The following is a 19047-nucleotide window of genomic DNA, read 5'->3' as shown; positions in this document are numbered from 1 at the left end:
AGCGTCTTATGACCACCGATCCCGCAGCGCCGACTACCGCAACGCCGGCGCGACAAGAACATTCACTACGCCGAGGCACCCTCGGCACGCTGGGCGTCACGTTCTTCGTGATCTCGGCCGCCGCGCCTCTGACGGCGATGGCCGGCGGCGCACCCGTCGCCATGTTGCTCGGCAACGGCCCGGGCGTGCCCGCCGCGTACATCCTGACCATGGTCACACTGCTGGTGTTCTCGGTCGGTTACACCGCCATGTCCCGGTTCCACACCAGCACCGGAGCCTTCTACTCCTACATCACCCGCGGATTGCGGCAGCAATGCGGTGGTGCCGCAGCATATCTCGCGTTGTTCAGTTACAACTGCATGCAGATCGGTCTCTGGGGACTGTTCGGTGCCGCCACCGCAGCGTTCGTCACCGACGAGTTCGGCGTCTCGATCGACTGGTGGGTGTTCGCGCTCGTCGGTATCGCCACTGTCGCGGTGCTCGGCTATCGGCAGATCGACATGTCGGTGAAGGTGCTCTCGGTCCTCGTCGGACTCGAGTTCCTCGTCGTACTCATTCTGGCGGTCGTCATCGCCGTCAAAGGCGGTGACTTTGGCACGACGTCACTGAGCATCACCCCCCTGACACCGCACGCACTGACTTCGGGATCACTGCCGATCGGTCTGCTGTTCTGCTTCGCCTCCTTCGTCGGTTTCGAGGCCACGGCGATCTACAGCGAGGAGGCCAAAGATCCGAAACGCACGGTGGCTCGCGCGACGTTCCTGTCGGTGATCACCATCGGCGTCGTCTACACGGTGGTGACCTTCTTGATGGTCAACGGCGCCGGCGTCGGCAACATCCCCGACTTCATCGCCAAACTCGCCGACCCGACGACCTTCCTGTTCGAACTGTCCAACGGCTACATCGGTCCCTGGTACACGACGATCATGCGAATCCTGTTCATCACCAGTGTGTTTGCCGCGGTTCTCGCGTTTCACAACGCCGTTGCCCGCTACACGTACGCTCTCGGTCGCGAGGGGCTGCTGCCCGACCATGCCGGTCGCACCCACACCGTGCACCAGAGTCCGCATGTCGGATCGGTCGCCCAGTCGGTGCTGGCGCTCGTCGTCGTCGCGGTCTTCGCGATCACCAAGCAGGACCCGGTCCTCGCGCTGTTCACCTGGCTGTGCAACCTCGGCACCCTCGGGGTCATCGCACTCATGGCCACGTCGTCGTTCGCGGTGGTGGCCTTCTTCGCCCGCCACGGCGATCTCGATCCGAATCGATTACGCACCTTCGTGGCACCGCTCGTCGCGGGCATCGCGTTGATCGCTGTGCTGATCGTCGGGGTCGCCAACTTCGACCTGCTGATCGGAACCGGTGGCGTCCTGGTGTGGCTCCTGCCGGCGCTACTGCTGGTCGCCGCCGTCCTTGGTGTGATCGCCGCTGCCGTCCTTCGTTCTCGCTCGCCCGAGCGGTACGCCGAGATGGGTCGCCACCGGGAGTGATGATGAGCCACAACGTCGTTCCCCGTGTGGGTGGCGGAGTCGCCCTGGGACTCGCGATGCTCTCCGCGGCGCTGCATGTGGCCGGTCTCGGACATCTTGGTCCGGTGGGCGCGGTGCTCACGCTGGTCATGGTCGTCGGATGCCTCGGCTGCGGTGTGCACCTACTGCGCACACCGTCGCCGCGGAGCTGGGCGATGCTGGTCGGGATGTCCTCGGCCATGATCGCCATCCATCTCGCCGCGATGACCATGCCCATGTCCCACCACTCGATGGCGGTCAGCACGCACACCGGATCGGTGTCGGCGATGTCGGGATCCGCCGGCCTGACGATCGCAGTCGCCGCCATCGAAGTTGCCTTCGCGACGATCATGCTCTGGACAAGTACCGCACACAGCCGCCCCGTTATTCCCGCCCATCTCTCCGAGGCACTTTCATGAACACCACCATCGACTTTCGGTACCTGTCCGAACCCGACATGATCGCCGCCGGCGTTACCGACATGGGCGCCTGCGTCGACGCCATGCAGGAGACATTCGTGTTGCTGCACAAGGGCGACTACCGGATGGCCGGCCCCAACAGCGACTCGCACGGCGCGATGATCACCTTCCCTGACGAATCCCCGTTCCCCGGCATGCCGCACAACACCGCCGACCGCCGGTTCATGGCGATGCCCGCCTACCTCGGCGGCGGGTTCGGCACCACGGGCGTGAAGTGGTACGGATCGAATATCGCCAACCGCGACAAGGGGTTACCGCGGTCGATCCTCATGTTCATGCTCAGCGACACCGACACGGGTGCACCGTTGGCGCTCATGTCGGCCAATCTGCTGTCGGCGTACCGCACCGGCGCGGTCCCCGGGGTCGGTGCACGGTTCCTCGCCCGCGAAGACGCGCGGGTCGTCGGGATCGTCGGGCCCGGCGTGATGGCCCGAACGTCGTTGGCCGCCTTCGTCGCCGCGCGACCGGACATCGACACCGTCAAGATCAAGGGCCGCGGCCGGGCGAGCATGGATGCGTTCACCGCGTGGGTGGCCGCCGAGTACCCACGGATCTCGGTGACCGAGGTCGACACGATCGAGGACGCGGTCCGCGACTCGGACATCGTCACCTTCTGCACCACCGGGGTGCCCGGCGATCCGTCGACCTACCCGACACTGACCCGCGACATCATCAAACCCGGTGCGTTCCTGAGCATGCCGGCGATGTGCAACATGGACGAGTCCATGCACGCCGCCGACGTACGCAAGGTCGTCGACAACGTCCGCCTCTACGAGGCGTGGTCCGAGGAGACGGGATATCCGTCGCACCAGACGATTCCGATCATCGGCTGCAAGTTCATGGACATGATCCACGACGGTGATCTGGCTGTCGAGGATCTCGTCGATCTCGGTGCGGTCGCGGCCGGTGACGCGGTCGGCCGCCGCAGCGACGACGAGGTCATCGTGTTCTCGGTCGGCGGCATGCCGGTCGAGGACGTCGCGTGGGGGACCGTCGTGTACCGCAACGCGGTCGCGAAGAATATCGGCACCACCCTGAACCTCTGGCAGACACCGGAACTCGCGTGAACGGGAAAGGACAGTCCACCATGGACACGGACGTCGTCGTCATCGGACTCGGTAGCTCCGGCTCGATGGCCCTGTGGCAGTTGGCGAAACGCGGAGTGCGGGTCGTCGGGATCGAGCAGTTCGGAATCGGGCACGCCCGCGGATCGTATGCGGGTGACTCACGTCTGTTCCGTTCTGCCGTACACGAGGGACCGCGGTTCGTGCCGATGCTGGCTCGGTCACGTGAGTTGTGGCGGGAACTCGAACGGGACAGCGGTCGACGGCTGTACGACGAGTGCGGTGCGCTGCAGATCGGTGATTCGGGATCGGGGCCGTTGCTCAAGTCGATCGAGTCGGCCGAGCAGTTCGATCTGCCGCACGAGATCCTCGACGCGGCGGCGCTGCGCGCCCGGTTCCCGCAGCATCGGGTCGACGACGAGAACACGATGGCGGTCCTCGATCATCGCGCCGGCAGCCTGTTCCCGGAGGCGAGTGTGCTGGCCGCCGTGGAGTCTGCGAAAGCATTTGGCGCACAGGTGTTGACGAACACCGAGGTGCTCGACTTCGACGAGAACGGTGGTCGTCTGGAAATCGTCACGTCGGAGGGCCGGGTCGCCTGCGACAAGGTCGTCGTCGCGACCGGCTCCTGGTCACTGAAACTGCGGCCGGACCTGAAGGGGTTCCTGTCGATCATCCCGCTGTCGCTGACGTGGTTCATGCCGCGGCAGCCGGAGATGTTCGGGCCGGATCGCTTTCCCGCGTTCATCCGCGACGCCGATGGTGTGCATCTCTACGGCACCCCGAGTCACGACTCATACAGCGTCAAGGTGGCGACCGAACCGCTGTGGAGCGCGATCTCCTCCCCTTCCGACGTCCCCGCGTTCAGTCGCGACGACCTCCGCAAGATCAGCGGCTGGGCCGTCGACTTCATCCCGGACCTCAACCCGGAACCGGTGCGCTATTCGATGCACCACGAACTATGCACACCCAGCGGCCTACCGTTGATCGATCTCGACGAGGACACCGGCATGCTGTTGCTGACCGCGCTGTCGGGTCGGGGCTTCAAGTTCGCGCCGGCCTACGGTGAACTCGCGGCCGACCTGATTACCGGAAAGCCGAACCCGCACTACACCACTGAGTTCTCGTTGGGTGCGCAGCACCGATGAGCGTGTTCGTTCGCGGTCAGTCCTTGAGCAGCACCGACTCCGACGGATAGTCGGAGGCGAAGTTGGTGGGCAGGTCGGCGATGAAGACGTTCTCGGTGCGGGTGCGGGTGATGAGCCAGCGGCCGTTCTCCTTGCGGAAGGCGTTGTTGAGCCGGCTCGAGCGCAGCAGGCTGCGGCCGTCGGAGAACAGCCACGGCTGCATGTGAATCCACTGGCCGGTCGCCTCGTCGCCGGTGACGTGAATCTGCTCCGAGGTCAGATAGTGGGCGTTCAACAGCAGGGCGGGGTCCTGCTTTTCGCCCCAGAAGCCCTGGAAGTGCTTGCGGATCGCTGCTTTTCCTTCGGCGCGACCGAACTGTCCGGTGTAGTACTCCCCCACGCCCTCCCAGACCGCGTCGTCGGTGTAGAGGTCGAGAATCTTCTCGATGCGCTGCGCGTCGTCGGCAATCCCGAACTCCGGGCAGGGGGTGTCGCAGAGGAACATGTAACGCGCCTGGATGCGACGGATGTCGGCCTCGGCTTCCAGGACGTTGATCCGTGCGGTCAGCGCAGCGATGGCTTCTGCGGTGTTCTCGGTGATCGATGAACTCATCGGGCCTGCTCCTCGGTGACAGTGCTTGCGGGGGTGGTGTTCTCGAGTGCGGCGACAACACCTCGGGCCTGTTCGATCCACTCGTGGACCTGCGTTCCGGTGGCCTGCTGCGGCAGTTGCGCGAGCCGCAGGGTCATCGAATACCCGCCGTTGGGGTCGCGGATCGGTAGGACGAGGGACCCGATGTCGTAGGTCTGGTCGGCGTGGATATCGCGCACCTGGTAGTCGACGGCGCAGTTGGCGATCGATTCGCGGATGCTGCGTTCGTCGGCGGGGGTGAGTCGGCCGTTCTCGTAGCGGCGGGTGGCATCACGCATGCTGACATAGGCGGCGTCGCCCTCGGCGGGCAGGAACGACATGGCGAAACCGTTGTCGCGCATGAATGCCAGACGGTCGCGGTGGATCTGCTGGATCGTGTCGTCGGCGTGCTTGAGTTTGCCGATCCAGCGTTCCTGCGCCTCGCGGGGTTGGTCGAAGACGTAGCTGTCGCCGATGGGCGGCACCATGGGGACCCGGCGGGCGAGGCCGTGGGCGCGGTCGACGTCGTCGCCGGTTGCCGACAACGCCACCGCCATCTCGTCGCAGCTGACCGCGGTGAGTACCGACACCTCGCAGCCGATGCTCGACGCCAACTCCTCGACTTGGGGGCGGGCGCCGTGGGCGGCGTGAATGGCCGGGAGGATCTCGTGATCCATCCGCGCCATCAGCGAGCTGCACACGAAGCTGCCGTAGCCGCCCTGAAAGAAGATCAACGGCGACACCGGGTTCGTGACCGCCATGTCGGCGACCTCGCACAGCACGATCCAGTGATCGCCGGCGTCGACGGTATTCCACAGGCGGGTGTCGATCCAGGCCACCGAATCGGCGAGAACCGGGTCACCGGAGGGCGATTCGAACCAGTCGACGCCGTCGAGCTTGTTCTCCCACCGCCGGGCGATGGTCATCACGACGTCTTCTTGTTCACCGCCGACGATGTTGATGCACAACGATTCACAGTGCCGCATCTGCTCGAAGGTGCGGGAGGTCTTCATCGGCATGAACGACACGAGTGCCGGTTCCAGGGACACCGAGTTGAAGGTGCCGACCACCATGGCAAGGATGCCGCCGTCGGGGTCGCGGCCGGTCACCACCACGACGCCGGTGGGATAGTGGCCCAATACTTCTCGGAACAGTTGCGGATCGACCGGGGTGAGGGTCTGGGTGGCCATCGGATGCTCCTATCCGGCCTTGACGAATCGTTGTTGGAGGGTGCGGCCGAGTCGCTCGGGGCGCAGGAACGCGATACACAGCGCGCCGCCGACGAGCAGGACCAGACCGGTGATGGTGAACGCCTGGTGGACGCCGATGGCCATGCGGTCGGCCATCTCGGGGCTCGGCTTGACACCCTTGGGCGGCGACACGTAGCCCGCGTGGGACATCAACCAGCCCACCAGGATCGGTGAGATGACCGCACCGAAGGATGCGAGGCCGCCGAGCGTGGCCATCATGATCGGGCGTTGCCGGGCGCCGACCGCGTAGCCGATCGCGGCTGCGGTCATCGGGTAGGCGAGGCTGCAGCCGGCGGCGACGCACAGCAGTGCCACGGCGACGGTACCCGAAGTCGCCTGGATCGCCACGAAGCAGACGCCGGCGACGATGGCCGCGCAACCGAACGGCACTGCGATGGCCTGGTGGGCGGTGTGGCCGCGTTTGAGCAGTCGGTGACCGAGGGCGCCGAGCGCGAGCAGGACGAGCGCTCCGATCACCCACGGCACCGTGGTGACCGACCCGACCGAGGTCCGCGACAGGCCGGCGACCGTGCCGAGGTACTGGGGCAGCCAGGTGGTGAGAAAGCCCTGCACGAAGAAGTTGGAGGCGCCGCCGATCACCGCGGCGAGGAAGGTGAGGCTCAGCAGTGCACGCCAGATCGCCACCGGCTGTTGGTCGTCGACCGCCGAGGTCTCGATCTCGGCCGCGTCGGTATCGACGGCTGCGGCCTCATCTACGGCAGTCTTGACGGTGGCGTCACGACGATCACGGAAGGGGCCGTCGGCACCGAGGAGGAACCAAGTGATCGTCCAGACGAGTCCGATGATTCCGAGCACACCGAACGCCCAACGCCATCCCCAGGCGCCGATCACCCACACGAGCACCGGCGCGGCGATGACCGGGCCGAGTGCCGAACCGGCAGCGATGAGGTTCGACGGCAGGGCGCGTTTCACCGGGGAGAACCAGGTGTGCGCGGAGGTCAGCGACATCGCGGTCGCCGGCCCTTCGGCGCCGCCGAGCAGGATGCGCGTGACCAGCAGGATCGCGGCACCACCGCCGAGCAGCATCGGGAACTGCAGCACCGCCCAGGTGATCCCCATCGCGACGAGGATCCATTTGACCGAGAACTTCGACGCAAGAATGCCGGTGATGACGGAGACGATGGCGTACAGGAAGAAGAATGCGCTGCCGATGAATCCGAACTGTACTGTCGTCAAGCCGAGTTCGGGGATGGCGTCGGCGGAGACGAGACCGAGGACCGCTTTGTCGGCGAAGGCCACGATCTGGAAGAGCACCAGCAGTCCGGTGACCAGCCAGGCACGTCGGGACATGCGACTGAATTCGATGGTGCGCCGGGTGGGTGGACCATCGGTGAGTTGCTCGGTTGTGCTGGTGGACATCGGTGTTTCCTCCGTCGTGGGGGCTGGGATCGTCGGATGCCGATGAAGCTATGTCCGAATCGACCTACAGCGGTAGGAGGGATTTCTTTACTGTTGCCGACGCCGCGAAGCAGGCAGACTGATGACATCGGATTGAAGGAGGAACGGTGAGCTCGGCCTACTGGAACCAGCCCGTCAGTGACCAGGCAACCGCGATACACGAAGGTGTCGTGACTGCGGAAACACTTGTCGGACAGACCCGTGCGGAAGTCACTCGCGCCGAATCAGATCTCGCGGCGTGGGTGGCACTCTCGGACCATGTGATCGATGACGCTCGTCTCGAGGACGAGACCGGTGGTCGTCGTCCGTTGCGCGGCATCTCGATCGGCGTCAAGGATCTCATCGACGTGGCCGGGCTCCCCACTCGTGCCGGGTCGACGGTGACCTCAGCGGAACCAGCCGTCAAGGACGCCGACTGTGTTGCGCGCTTCCGTGAACTCGGTGCCGTGATACAGGGCAAGACCGTCACCACGGAATTCGGTTACTTCTCCCCCGGTCCCACCCGCAATCCGGCTGCCTCCGACCACACTCCGGGAGGGTCGTCGAGCGGATCCGCCGCGGCCGTGGGTGCCGGTGTCATCCCGATCGCCCTCGGTACGCAGACCGCGGGTTCGTTGACGCGACCGGCGTCGTACTGCGGCGCGGTGGGCATGGTGCTCGCCCAAGGCACGACCAGCCTGGCCGGTGTCACCGGACTGAGCGAATCGCTGGATTCCCTGGGCATCCTGACCCGCACGGTCGACGACATGGCCTACGTGTACTCGGCATTCACCGGACGGCCCCAGCGCGACCCGGACCGTCGTCGTGTCTCGTCGGCGCTGGTGTGGCGTGGCAGCGACCTCGACACGGTGGAGCCGTCGATGCGCCAGCTACTGGATCTACTCCCGGATCTGCTGGCACAGGCCGGCATTGAGGCCCAGGATCTGGATTGGGACGACCACATCCGCACGCTCGCGGACGATCATGTCACCGTGATGTCGCATGAAGCGGCGGCCACGCTCGACGAGGTCGAGAAGGCATCGCGAGACGCGCTGAGCCCGCAGTTGTGCGCGTTGATCGACAGCGGCCGTGATGTTCCCGCTCCCGCCTCGGCGGGCGCGTTGATCCGCCGTGATCGCTCACGTGCACTGCTGCGCGAAATGCTGGGCGACGCCACCGTCGTCGTTGGTCCGGCGGCGCTGGGTCCGGCCCCAAAGGGACTGGACGCCACCGGCTCTCCGATCCTCAGCCGTCCCTGGCAGCTCCTGGGTCTGCCGGTTGTGGTGGTGCCCGGCGCACGGACCACCGACGGACTTCCGTTGGGCCTGCAGGTCATCGGTATGCCCGGCGACGAAGCGAACCTGTTCGAGGCGGCAGGCCGACTCGAGCCACTGCTGCACGATCTGCCGGCTATTCCGGCGTAGAAAGGCGCACCATCATGGCCATCACACCCCGGCCGATCACCCACCATCGGATGTTCCTCACCTGCTACGAGGACACCTTCAATTACGGGTGGCATCATGTCGACCTGTTCGTGCACGACGAGCACGGGCGCGAGGTGAACTGGGTGCACTGGACCGTCGAAGCCGACGGGCCGGAAGCCGCCGACGCCTCGGTTCGCAGCGAAGAGCCCTGGCTCGAACGCACCTCGACGTGGGAACACAAGGTCAGCGCCGTCGGCATGAACTACTGGACCGCCGATGCCGCCTGGAACGACGAGGCGGACGGCTAGACTCATCGATGATGGCTGACCACACGGACGAGGACACCGCGCCGCCGGCGACGGTGTATGTCGTCGACGACGACCCCGAGTTGTGCGAGTCCGTCGACTGGTTGCTGGGCAGTATCGGGATCAAGCCCGAGATCTGTCACAGCGCAGACGAGTTCCTCACCGCGTACGACGGCAGCCATCCGGCCTGCATCGTCCTGGATGTCCGCATGCCGCAGATGAGCGGTACGCGCCTGCAGGAACGCATCAACGAGTTCGCCCCGCATGTCGCGATCATCTTCGTGTCCGCGCACGGGGACATCCGTATGTCGGTGTCCACGCTGCAGGCCGGCGCCCTCGACTTCCTCGAAAAGCCCTACGATCCACAACGTTTGCTCGACACCGTGCAGGCAGGGATGGAGAAGGCGACCGAACGGTTCCGCGCCTACCAACTCAAGCAGACCATCCAGGCGAAGGTGTCGTTGCTGACGCCGCGGGAACGGGAGATCTTGGCGCTCGTCGTCGAGGGCCTGCCCAGCCAGAACATTGCCCGCAAGCTCGGGATGAGCGTGAAAACCGTTGACGTGCATCGCGCACGGATCAAGAGCAAGACCGATGCGGACAGTATCAGCACCTTGGTGCGCGATGTTCTGCGGTTTGACGTCGAGGTTCCGACGGACACCGCTGGTTGAGCAGCGACGAGCGAGCTTGCGAGCCCGACGCGAGTCGAAACCACCCGGTCATCGAACGTGTGGTTTCGACCAGCGTCGGGCTCGCTGCGCTCGCTCGTCGCGCTTAACCAGCGATGGAAGCGACCGACCAGCAGATGGAAGCGCTCAACCAGCACAGGGCGCCGGGGTCAGTAGTAGTCCAGCACCAGCTTGGGGCCCTTGGTGCGGGAGACGCAGACGGCCATCACTTCGCCGGACTCGCGTTCGGCCTTGGTGAGGACGTTGTCGCGGTGCTCGGGATCTCCTTGCAGGACTTGCATGATGCAGGTACCGCAGATGCCTTCTTGGCAGGAGGTGTCGACGTCACAGCCGTTCTCCTCCAGCACCTCGACGATGCTCTTGTCGGCGGGAACCTGGTAGGTTTCGCCGTCGAGTTCGACCTCGAAGCCGGTGTTGGCGTCGGTGCCCGGCTGTTCACCGGCGTGGAAGGCCTCGAAGTGGACGGCGTCGGCGGGCACGTACTGTTCGGCCAGGGCGACGACCTTGGTCATGAATCCGTCAGGGCCGCAGACGTAGACGTGGGTGTTCGGGTCGATCCCCGCAAACGCGGCCTTGAGTAGCACCTCCTGCTCGTCCCGGGTCACCCCGAGGTGGGCGTGCAGTTTCTCCGGGCAGCGATCCTGCAGGATCGGCAGGAAAGCGGCTTCCTCGGCGGTGCGGGCAAAGTAATGCAGCTCGAAGCTGATGTCGTGCACATCCATGTACCGGGCCATGCTCAGCATCGGGGTGATGCCGATCCCGGCCGCGACAAGAACGTGATGCTGTGCGTCGTCGAAGATTCCGAGGAGGTTGCGCGGCTCGCTGATCTGCAGGGTGTCGCCCACCTGCAGTTCGTGCAGGGCAACGGAGCCGCCGCGAGAGTTGGCTTCTCGCTTGATCGCAACCGCGAACGACTCGCGGCCGTCGGGTCGGCTGCACAGCGAGTACTGCCGGGTCAGGGCGGTAGGTCCGAGGATATCGATATGCGCGCCTGGGGAATACGACCCCACCGACGTGCCATCGGGCTTCGACAGGTAGAGCGTCTTGATCGTCGGTGTCTCCTGGACGATGTCCGACACGATCACGTCGATGAGGGTCATGGGAATACTCCTGGTAGGGCTGTGAAGTAGGGGTCAGCGCACGTACAGTCCGCCGTTGACGTCCCAGCAGGCGCCGGTGACGAAGAACGCGTTCTCCGCGGTGAGCAGGCCGACCATGTCGGCGATGAACGCGGGGCTGCCGAGCCGGCCGACCGGGATGCCGGCGATCACCGCGTCGAGGCGGTCCGGCGGGACTGTGGCCTTGACCACCGGAAGGTCATGCGGGCCAGGGGCGATGGCGTTGACCGTGACACCGCTCCCCGCCAGTTCCCGGGCGAAGATCTTCGTGGTGGTGAGGATCGCGCCCTTGGATGCGGCGTAATGCGCACCGGTCGCGGTGCCGCCGTTCTGCCCGGCCAGCGACGCCATGTTGACGATGCGACCGTAGCCCTGCGCGGCCATCGCCGCACCGAAGACCTGGCAGCCGAAGAAGATGCTGTTGACGTTGGTGTTGAGGACGTCGTTGAACTCGTCCTCCCCCAACGTCATCAGGTCGGCGGCCTGGGTGCGGGCGGCGTTGTTGACCATGATGGTCGGTGTGCCCCAGAGCTTCTGGACCTCGTCGAGGGCTGCCTCGAAGTTGTGCTTGTGGGACACATCGAGTTCGACGGCGCGTGCGGTGGATCCGTCCGGGGACAGTTCCTTGGCGATGGTGGTGGCGTCCTCGACGGCGATGTCGGCGAGGATTACGCGGTGACCGTCGTCGTGCAGTCGGCGAGCGATGTGGCTGCCCATGCCGCCCGCGGCGCCGGTGACTACCGCGATACCTGCAGTGGTTGTGGTGGTCATCGTCGATCCTCTCAGAGCAGGTAGCCGGACGCGCTGACGGCGTCTTCGCTGTCGATGAGTCGGGCCACCTTCAAGGCGATCTTGTCCCCGTCATCCGTGAACTCGATGCGGTGGGTCATCTCGGCGCCGATGGTCGAGAAGTTGTTGCGCTTGAACGCGTTCAGGATCTGTGCGGACTTGATGACCACGGCCTCGTCGCTGATCTCCTCCACGGTGAAGCGCGAGACGATCCGCACGGTGCGGGCGGCGGCCACCGCCGACGGTGCGTAGCCCTGCATCATGCGTTGCACACGCAGCTGCCGCATCCGCTTGTCGTCGTAGATCATGTTCAGCGACGCGGCGAAGTCGTCGGTGTCGGGGTCGATGGGGATGACGTAGAGGCCGTCGTCGGTGAACATCTCTTCCCACGCCGGGTAGTCCTTGGCGTCGAGGATGGCGGCTTCTTTCCAGATCAGCTGGATCGCGCGCATCACTCGGGTGTCGGTGAAGGTGAGCATCTCAGTCATCGGTCATCATCTTCTTCCACATGTGGTAGGACTCGCGCATGCCGGACTCGTCGGTGACATGCGATGTGGGCCAGCCTTCTTCGGAGATGTACTCGCGGTTCTCGCCGCGGTTCACCAGGATCGGCATGGTCGGGTTGCCGCCGGCACCGATCTGCACCCGATCCCAGCCTTCGGCGTCGTCGGGGCTACCGAAACCGAAGGGGCCCTGGAAGTGTTCGTGGATGCGCAGTCGTTCGCGGTTGATGCTCTCCGGTCCGCCGTCCATTCCGATCGCCATGTGCCACACCTCGGTGACGTCGACGCTGATCGGGATGAGCACGCGGAAGAACGACGACGACATCGCGATGTTCGGGAACATGTTGAGGTTGAAGCCGCAGCCGTGCATCGACCGCATGTAGCGGCGAATCCGCTCGGGGCTCTCCCCCGCCTCGGTCAACTCGTCGACCAGGTGCTGGAAGCGCGGCTGCACTTCCTCGTGGCCGTCGTCGACGTCGAGGTCGGCGTGGTCAGCCGCCATGATCGCGACGCTGTGACCGTTGCCGAGGACGTGGGTGACGGCGTTCGGATCGTCCATGAACGACATCATCGTGGCGGTTTCGGCGTCGACCGACGCCATCCAGGACTTGTGCACCATCGGGAAGTGGTAACCGTCGGTGGTGTTCTCCAACTGGATCTTCCAGTTGCCCTGAAAACGGAACTTGTGCATGCCGAGGACCTTCGTCGGAAAGCCGTTGGACTGCTTGAGGAACCGATCCATCCAGATCTTCGCGTCACCCAGGAAGTCCTCGAGCGGCTCGGCGTCGGCGTTGAACGTCGCGAAGATCATGCCGAGGTAGCTCTCGGTGCGCAACGTCTGCAGCGGGTAGTCGTTCTTGTCGACGACACCCTCGTACCCGTCGGGGTACGGGATGCCCCGCAGGCGACCGTCGAGGGTGTAGGACCAGTTGTGATACGGGCAGGTGAAGCCATTTGCCTTGCCGCTGCGCTGATCACAGACCGTGGCGCCGCGATGGCGGCAGCGGTTGAGCAGGGTGTTGAACTTGCCCTTGCGATCTCGCGTCACGATGACCGGCTGGTCACCAACCTGGGTGGTCTTGAACGAACCGGCCTCGGGGACCTCGCTCTCGTGCGCCACCCACACCCAGGTGCGATAGAAGATCTTGCGCATCTCCTCGGCGTAGATCGCCGGATCGGTGTAGAGCGCTCCGGCGACGCGATCCTTTTCGGCCAGCGCGGCGAAGCCTCGGGTCGGCTGTTCGGTGGGACGTTCGATGGTCGTCATGGTTCTGCTTTCTCCGGGGTATCAGACGTCGTCGCGGATGGTCAGTTCGCGGCCCATGCGGGCTTCGATGGTGAAGTAGCGCCAGAGGGCGTACTCGCCGACCATGATGGTGCGCAACAGATTGCACGCTTCCTTGACCGTCGGCTGGTCACGCACATCGGCCAGCACGTAGAACGTCCACGGCCATCCGGTCGACGGCCCCACCATGTGTGCGTCGTCGTCGAACGTGCCGATGATGTCGACACCGTCCATCCGCTTGAGGGTCGTCAGGAACTCCATCGTGGCTTCCCACACCGGTTTGATCTCGGATTTGGGCAGGTCGAAGAAGTTCTGGTTGTTCCCGACGCAGAACAGGGTGCGTAGCGGCTCGGTGGCCATGGGGTGTGCTCCTCGTTTGTGGGGCTGGATCAGGGGAAGCTGGGGATGCCGGCGTCGAGGCCGAGCAGGAGTGCGCCGGCCGCCTCGTAGGTGTTGGTCTGCAGCATCGCGTGCTGAGCGGGTACCAGGGCGTCCTGCAGGAACCGTTGCAGCGGATGGGTTTCGTAGATGGCGCCGGTACCGGCGAGATCGAAGGCCTGCAGGACCACATCGCGGCCGACATGGGCGGCGTGGGTGGCGGACAACCGCAGCAACGCCTGGTCGTCGACCGAGATATGTTCCCCGGAAACAGCCTTGGCCCACACGGTGTCGGTGGCCTCGTAGAAGAACGCACGCGCGGAACGCAATTGGGCTTCGGCCTGGGCCAGTCCGGTCTTGTACGCCGGGCGGTTGCCCTTGCTGGCGCCGCCGGTGATGGAGGTGCGGGCAGCTCCGACCTCGAGGGCGTAGTCGAGGGCGCCGCGGGCGGCGCCGAGGGTGACCACGGCGAGCACCTGGGCGGCGTAGGCCAGTGACGGGTAGCGGGTCAGCGGTTCGTCGATCTGCGGGGCGCCGCCGCGGACGAAGGTCATCTCCTCGGGGACGAAGAGTCCGTCGGCGCGAACGGCGTGCGAGCCGGTGGCCTTCATGCCGGCGACGTCCCAATTGTCGACGATCTCGACGTCGGCGGGGTCGACGAGGGCGGTCAGCGGTTTGCCGTCGGTTTCCGGTCCGCCGGCCAGGCCGATGCCGATGATGTCGGCGCCGCGGCAGCCGCTGGCGAACTGCCAGACACCGGAGCAGACGAAACCGCCGTCGACCTTCTGCGCCTCCTGCATAGGGAACAGGCCCCCGGCGTAGGCGACGTCGGGGCCGGCCGCGTAGATCTTGCGCTGCGTCTCGACCGGCAGGGCGGCGAAGTAGACGAGGGAGGAGCCGAAGCTCGACACCCAGCCGGTGGCCGGGTCGACCGCGGAGATGCGTTCGACCATCGCCATGAACGTCGAGGGCGCCATGGGTTCGCCACCGAACTCCGCCGGCGTCGAGGCGCGGTACATGCCGGTCTTCTTCAGCAGTGCGATGAAGTCGCGGGGGACGAAGCGTTGCGCGTTGAACTCGTCGCGGCGGTCGGCGAGCACGTCGAGGGCATGTTCGAGTGCCGCTTCGCGGGCCGGGCCGGCGGGTTCGGCGACCACCCGATCAGTGATGGCATCGGTGCTCATCGGAAGTCTCCGTTCAGATTCGGTAGTGGATCTGACGGCTACACTATGGACGGGTGAGGCCGAGCGGTATCGGGATTTCCTTGCGGGACGACTAAGGAAATCACTTACTTGCGCCCGGCAGCCTGGGCGTCAACGCTGACGGGTGACCAAGGTGAGGTGAGGCGAATGTTCCCCACACGACGCGACTTTGAGCAGATGTCGCTGCATGCCACCACCGGGATCCTGATCCACGAGGCGAGTTCGAAGAACATCCTGTGGGCCAACCCGTCGGCCTGCCGAACCTTCGGATTCACCCTCGAGGAACTCAAGCCGCTCAAGGCCCACCACATGAGTGCGCAGGAGCGCCAGTACCGGCGCGAACTCGGGGTCGCCTGGCTCCAGGATGCCGTGGTCCACGGGTCGAGCCGCAAGCAGTGGAAATACCGCGCCAAGGACGGCACCGAGTTCCTTGCCGACGCCCGCGCCACCCTCGTGCACTGCGAGGACGGACCCGTGGTGATGGTCGAGTTCCGCAACATCTCCGAAGAGGTCGAACTCAAGGAAGAACTCAACTGGGTGTCGGACTCGTTGCAGCGCATCATGACCCACACGTCCGCGGGCATCGTCGTACTCGACGACGAGAACTGCATCGACGACATCTCGCCACTGGCGGCGAAGCTATTCGGCCGTACCCCCGCCCAACTGATGGGTGTGTACCTCGAGGATCTGGGACGGTGCGAACCGCGGCTCTCCAATCCCCTTGTCGTCGAACGTCTCTCCAGCGGCATCGGCTCGGTGAAGATCCAGCTGGAGGTCGTCAAGGACGAGGAGACGACGGTGTGGCTGGCCGGCGAACTCGAGAGCGTCTCCCACGACGGCATCCGCACGCGCGTGCTCATCGTCCGCGATGTCACCGACCGCGTCGCCTGGGAACAGCGAAATGCCTATCAGGAGGCCAACCTCCAATACCTCAGCCGCTACAACGCCATGGGCGACATGGCGATGATCCTCGCCCACGAACTCGGCCAGCCGCTCGCCGCATCGACCAACTACCTGAGCGGTCTGAAGGCCCGTCTGGACGCGGAGACCGTCGACGCCCGCAGCCTCGCGTACGGGATCGACCAGATCGAGAAACAACTGCGCCGCGCCAACGACATCGTGGCCTCGGTGAAACGGTATGTGCGACGCATCGAGAGCACCACCACCCTGATGGATCTGAATGAAACCGTCGCGGAGAGCTTGTATTTCGTCCGGTTGCGCGCCGCGGAGCATGGGGTTCGGGTGTTCGCCGACATCCCCGAGCGCACGCTGTCCATCCAGGGTGAGAGTGTGCTGATCGGGCAGGTGATCATCAATCTGTGCGTCAATGCGATCGACGAGATCGCGCGGCCCACCACCGAGGTCAAGGAATTGACCGTGGAGACCGGGGAACACGACGGCCGGGCGTTCGTGGTGATCCGCGATCAGGGCCGCGGGATGTTGGAGGCGCCGGCCGACCGTCTGGCGTCTGGGGCGTTCTCCGCCAAGCAGGACGGTTCGGGCATCGGGCTGATCATCTCCGAGCACATCGTCGAACGGCATGAGGGCACCATCGAGTATCTGCCGAACGAACCGAATGGTACTGCGGTGTCGGTGTCGTTCCCGCTGGCCACGGCGTCATCAGGGGCCATGAAGTAAAGATTCCCCTATCGACGCGTTGGTAAGCACCAGTAGCCAGCGCTGACCCGTCTCAATAGCGTTGAGGTGACCCAGATCCGCTCCCCCAATCCGTTTCCGCTCCTTCGATCGAGGGAGCGGACACCGAATCAGGGAGCGGCTGCGATCTCATGATCACCAAAGGAGCCAGCACTCATGATCGACATCTCCCACCTGCACACCGGTCTGTTCATCGGTGGCGAATGGCGCGACGCTCGCGACACGTTCACCACCCTCAACCCCGCCACCGGCCAACCGCTCGCCGACCTCGCGGCAGCCTCCGAGAACGACGTGGACGCAGCGGTCGATGCCGCCACCGCGGCGTTCCGTGGCGAGTGGGGTGCGCTGCAGCCGTCGCGAAAAGGATTGCTGCTCAACAAGCTCGCCGATCTCGTCGAGCGTGACATCGAGCAGCTCGCCGCGCTGGAGTCGCTCGACATGGGCCGTCCGGTGGGTGCCAGTGCCGCACTGATGATCCCGAACCTCATCGGCACGCTGCGTTACTACGCCGGCTGGGCCGACAAGATCAACGGCGATCTGATCGGCAACGACGGATATATGGGCAGCCCGCAGCCCGTGCACGCCTACACCCGCCGCGAGGCGCTCGGAGTGGTCGGCGCGATCATTCCGTGGAACGCGCCGCTGATGATTCTGGGTTGGAAGATCGGCCCGGCCCTGGCCTGCGGCAACACGGTCATCATCAAGCCGGCCGAGGACGCGTCGCTGGCCATCCTGCGCTTCGCCGAACTCGTCGACGAAGCCGGCTTCCCCGCAGGCACCGTCAACGTGCTGCCCGGCGTCGGGAAGGTCGCCGGCGAGGCCATGTCGCTGCACCCGGGGATCAAGAAGATATCCTTCACCGGCTCCACCGAGACCGGTCGCGCGATCCTGCGCAACTCGGCGGTCAACTTCAAGCGCACGGCCTTGGAACTCGGCGGCAAGGCACCGCAGATCATCTTCGACGACGCCAATCTCGAAGCCGCAGTGCAAGGTTGCGCGATGGGGCTGTTCTTCAACCAGGGTGAGGTGTGTGCCGCAGGCACCCGCGTGCTCGCGCACCGCAGCGTCTACGACGCCGTCCTCGACGGACTCAAGGGCGCGGCGCAGGCCCAGGTGATCGGCGACCCGTTCGATCCGGCCACCACCATGGGTCCCCTGGTCAACGCACGTCAGCGCGACCGCGTCGTCGACTACATGAAGAAGGGCGCCAATGAGGGCGCCGATGTGGTCGCCGGTGGATCGGCACCCGAGGGACCGGGCTTCTTTGTCGAGCCGACGGTGCTCGCCGGCCGCAACGACATGACCGTGGCCCGCGAGGAGATCTTCGGTCCGGTCGGCATCGTCATCCCCTTCGACTCCGACGACGAGGCGATCGCGCTGGCCAACGACAACCAGTACGGTCTGTCGGCCACCGTCTGGACCTCCGATGTGTCTCGGGCGCATACGGTGTCGGCGCGGGTCGAGGCCGGAGCGATCGGTGTCAACGGGTGGTCACCGCTCGCACCGCAGCTGCCGTGGGGCGGCGTGAAGGCCAGCGGTGTCGGCCGTGAACTCGGGTACGAGGGCATCCTCGCCTATACCGAACCCAAGACGGTCGCCGTCGTGCTGTGACGCCACGCAGTCATGCACCGATGATGGTGTCGATCAACGCGATCTGAGCCTGCCGCTGCGTGCTTGCCGCATCCAACACCGCGGTGACCTGCAGCCCGACGATCGTGGTCATCAACAACTCCACACCGACATCCAGATCTCTGGGCGGAAGCTGTTGCATCGCAATGGCTTCCGCCCAGAGGTCGTTCATGCGTGATTTCCATGCGCCAACCGCGGCGTTGTTCACCGACTCCATCACCGGATCGGTCAACGCCCGCTGCCACAGCGACACCGCGATGCGTGCCTCGAGGCGGGCTTCGTCGGTCAGTGGCATCAACTCGAAGCAGAGCTTGCGGAGCGCGACCCGGCCGCGTGACCGGCCGATCGATGCGTCGACGCGGCGGTTGGTTTCGGTGATGACGTGCTCGAATGCCGACCGCAGGATCTCGTCCTTGCCCGCGAAATAGTGGCTCAGCGCGCCGTTGGTGTAGCCGGCCTCAGACGCCAGGTCGCGCATGTTGATGCCGTCGATCCCGCGCGCGGCGATGAGGCGCCACGCTGCGTCGATGATCGCGCGACGGCGTTCGTCGTGGTCGACCAGTCTGGGCATCTTTACCCCTGTTCGGTTGCTCCTCGGCGTCCGTGTGTCCGCCG

At 65.4% G+C, this 19047-nt stretch carries 19 protein-coding genes; 9 read left to right on the top strand and 10 right to left on the bottom strand.

Going from position 1 to position 19047, the window contains the following annotated elements; all coding sequences use genetic code 11:
* The first annotated feature begins 8 nt into the window (after positions 1-8).
* Genes AAFP30_RS13715 through solA form a run of 4 tightly spaced genes read left to right on the top strand, consistent with a single transcriptional unit; the run spans position 9 to position 4196 of the window.
* On the top strand, positions 9-1487 hold the full coding sequence (locus tag AAFP30_RS13715) for an APC family permease (RefSeq protein WP_419230469.1): 1479 nt from the start codon (positions 9-11) through the stop codon (positions 1485-1487).
* Positions 1488-1489: 2 nt separating this feature from the next.
* Positions 1490-1924: a hypothetical protein gene (locus AAFP30_RS13710; protein WP_419230468.1), complete on the top strand. Its 435-nt coding sequence runs from the start codon at positions 1490-1492 to the stop codon at positions 1922-1924.
* The gene (locus AAFP30_RS13705; protein ID WP_419230467.1) at positions 1921-3051 is read left to right on the top strand and encodes a tyramine oxidase subunit B; all 1131 of its coding nucleotides are present in this window, start codon (positions 1921-1923) and stop codon (positions 3049-3051) included. The genes AAFP30_RS13710 and AAFP30_RS13705 overlap by 4 nt, the downstream gene beginning before the upstream one ends.
* Before the next feature lie 20 nt (positions 3052-3071).
* Positions 3072-4196 (top strand): N-methyl-L-tryptophan oxidase, encoded by a 1125-nt coding sequence (gene solA / locus AAFP30_RS13700; protein ID WP_419230466.1) that lies wholly within the window; start codon positions 3072-3074, stop codon positions 4194-4196.
* A 16-nt stretch (positions 4197-4212) separates the two neighbouring features.
* Here the strand turns inward: solA and AAFP30_RS13695 are convergent, their stop codons facing one another.
* The 3 genes from AAFP30_RS13695 to AAFP30_RS13685 are packed head-to-tail and all read right to left on the bottom strand — an operon-like array spanning position 4213 to position 7436.
* Positions 4213-4788, bottom strand: coding sequence for a nuclear transport factor 2 family protein (locus tag AAFP30_RS13695; RefSeq protein WP_419230465.1), 576 nt, complete (start codon positions 4786-4788; stop codon positions 4213-4215).
* Positions 4785-5996, bottom strand: a complete 1212-nt coding sequence (locus tag AAFP30_RS13690; RefSeq protein WP_419230464.1) for a flavin reductase family protein — start codon at positions 5994-5996, stop codon at positions 4785-4787. Before AAFP30_RS13690 ends, AAFP30_RS13695 begins: the two co-directional genes overlap by 4 nt.
* Before the next feature lie 9 nt (positions 5997-6005).
* Entirely contained in the window at positions 6006-7436 is a 1431-nt protein-coding gene (locus tag AAFP30_RS13685) for an MFS transporter (protein ID WP_419230463.1), read from the bottom strand.
* Positions 7437-7582: 146 nt separating this feature from the next.
* Between AAFP30_RS13685 and AAFP30_RS13680 the strand changes: the two genes are divergently transcribed.
* From AAFP30_RS13680 to AAFP30_RS13670, 3 genes are read left to right on the top strand one after another with little or no spacing between them, the layout of a single operon-like run.
* Positions 7583-8878: an amidase gene (locus tag AAFP30_RS13680; protein WP_419230462.1), complete on the top strand. Its 1296-nt coding sequence runs from the start codon at positions 7583-7585 to the stop codon at positions 8876-8878.
* A gap of 14 nt (positions 8879-8892) precedes the next feature.
* Positions 8893-9186 (top strand): hypothetical protein, encoded by a 294-nt coding sequence (locus tag AAFP30_RS13675; RefSeq protein ID WP_419230461.1) that lies wholly within the window; start codon positions 8893-8895, stop codon positions 9184-9186.
* Positions 9187-9197: 11 nt separating this feature from the next.
* Positions 9198-9854, top strand: coding sequence for a response regulator transcription factor (locus AAFP30_RS13670; protein WP_419230460.1), 657 nt, complete (start codon positions 9198-9200; stop codon positions 9852-9854).
* 167 nt (positions 9855-10021) lie between these two features.
* Here AAFP30_RS13670 and AAFP30_RS13665 read toward each other — a convergent pair whose 3' ends face one another.
* The 6 genes from AAFP30_RS13665 to AAFP30_RS13640 are packed head-to-tail and all read right to left on the bottom strand — an operon-like array spanning position 10022 to position 15129.
* Positions 10022-10972 carry a PDR/VanB family oxidoreductase gene (locus AAFP30_RS13665; RefSeq protein WP_419230459.1) on the bottom strand — a complete coding sequence of 317 codons (951 nt, stop codon included), beginning with the start codon at positions 10970-10972 and terminating at the stop codon, positions 10022-10024.
* A gap of 33 nt (positions 10973-11005) precedes the next feature.
* Positions 11006-11761: an SDR family NAD(P)-dependent oxidoreductase gene (locus tag AAFP30_RS13660; protein WP_419230458.1), complete on the bottom strand. Its 756-nt coding sequence runs from the start codon at positions 11759-11761 to the stop codon at positions 11006-11008.
* A gap of 11 nt (positions 11762-11772) precedes the next feature.
* A complete protein-coding gene (locus AAFP30_RS13655; RefSeq protein ID WP_419230457.1) occupies positions 11773-12267 on the bottom strand; it encodes an aromatic-ring-hydroxylating dioxygenase subunit beta in 495 nt (164 codons plus the stop codon).
* Positions 12260-13549 (bottom strand): aromatic ring-hydroxylating oxygenase subunit alpha, encoded by a 1290-nt coding sequence (locus AAFP30_RS13650; protein WP_419230456.1) that lies wholly within the window; start codon positions 13547-13549, stop codon positions 12260-12262. The genes AAFP30_RS13655 and AAFP30_RS13650 overlap by 8 nt, the downstream gene beginning before the upstream one ends.
* A 21-nt stretch (positions 13550-13570) precedes the next feature.
* Entirely contained in the window at positions 13571-13927 is a 357-nt protein-coding gene (locus AAFP30_RS13645) for a hypothetical protein (protein ID WP_419230455.1), read from the bottom strand.
* Positions 13928-13956: 29 nt separating this feature from the next.
* Complete coding sequence (locus AAFP30_RS13640) at positions 13957-15129, bottom strand: acyl-CoA dehydrogenase family protein (RefSeq protein ID WP_419230454.1); 1173 nt, start codon at positions 15127-15129, stop codon at positions 13957-13959.
* Between the two features lie 165 nt (positions 15130-15294).
* Between AAFP30_RS13640 and AAFP30_RS13635 the strand changes: the two genes are divergently transcribed.
* Both AAFP30_RS13635 and AAFP30_RS13630 read left to right on the top strand, forming a co-directional pair.
* Complete coding sequence (locus AAFP30_RS13635) at positions 15295-16785, top strand: PAS domain S-box protein (RefSeq protein ID WP_419230453.1); 1491 nt, start codon at positions 15295-15297, stop codon at positions 16783-16785.
* A gap of 174 nt (positions 16786-16959) precedes the next feature.
* Positions 16960-18414 (top strand): aldehyde dehydrogenase family protein, encoded by a 1455-nt coding sequence (locus AAFP30_RS13630; RefSeq protein ID WP_419230452.1) that lies wholly within the window; start codon positions 16960-16962, stop codon positions 18412-18414.
* Between the two features lie 10 nt (positions 18415-18424).
* Here AAFP30_RS13630 and AAFP30_RS13625 read toward each other — a convergent pair whose 3' ends face one another.
* Positions 18425-19003: a TetR/AcrR family transcriptional regulator gene (locus AAFP30_RS13625; protein ID WP_419230451.1), complete on the bottom strand. Its 579-nt coding sequence runs from the start codon at positions 19001-19003 to the stop codon at positions 18425-18427.
* Between the last annotated feature and the right edge of the window lie 44 nt (positions 19004-19047).

Origin of the sequence: Gordonia sp. CPCC 205515 (genome assembly GCF_048537925.1) — a bacterium.
Lineage (GTDB): Bacteria > Actinomycetota > Actinomycetes > Mycobacteriales > Mycobacteriaceae > Gordonia.
The sequence above is the reverse complement of the archived record's forward strand: the minus strand, read 5'-3'. Positions and strand labels throughout refer to the sequence as shown.